Origin of the sequence: Kineococcus gurbantunggutensis (genome assembly GCF_050871925.1) — a bacterium.
Classification (GTDB): Bacteria; Actinomycetota; Actinomycetes; order Actinomycetales; family Kineococcaceae; genus Kineococcus.
Window position 1 is genome coordinate 1 of record NZ_JBJLSG010000346.1, and the last position, 647, is coordinate 647.

Here is a 647-nt window from a genome sequence, read left to right on the forward strand (position 1 = left end):
GGCGGCGGGGGCGGCGGGGGGCGCGCGGGGGTGCGGGGGCGGGGTGGTGGGATCGGGGGGTGACGACGGGGGCGGCACCGGCGGCCGGATCGGCCGGGGCGGTGGTGGGGGTGGTGCTCGCGGCGGGAGAGGGCTCGCGGCTGGGGGTGCCCAAGGCGCTGCTGCGCACCGCCGACGGCACGGGCTGGGCCGCGCGGGCGGCGGCGGTGCTGCGCGCGGGCGGGTGCTCGGCGGTCGCCGTCACCGTGGGGGCCGCCGCGCGGGAGGTGCGCGCGACGCTGCCGGCGGACGTGGTGGCGCTGGCGGTGCCGGACTGGCGGCGCGGGCCGGGGGCGGGGGTGCTGGCCGCGCTGGGGCACGCGCGCGCCGCGGGGGCCGCGGCGCTGGTGCTGACGCTGGTGGACCTGCCCGACGTGGGCGCGGCGGACGTGCGGGCGGTGCTGGAGGCCGCCGGGGAGGACCCGGCCGGGGCGCTGGTGCGCGCGGGGTGGCGCGGGACCGGCGGTCACCCGGTCCTGGTGGGGTCCGCGCACTGGGCGGCCGCGGCGCGGGAGGCCGGCGCCGGTGCCGGGCTGCGCGCGCTGCTGGACGGCCCGGCGTGCCGGACGGTGCAGCGGGCCTCGGCGCTGCGGGACGTCGACGTCCCC

The 647-nt window shown here is 85.0% G+C and carries 1 protein-coding gene; it reads left to right on the forward strand.

The features are described from left to right. Positions 1 to 113: 113 nt before the first annotated feature. Positions 114 to 647, forward strand: a 534-nt coding sequence (locus ACRYR7_RS25600) for an NTP transferase domain-containing protein (protein WP_432575208.1), incomplete at its 3' end; no start/stop codon positions are given.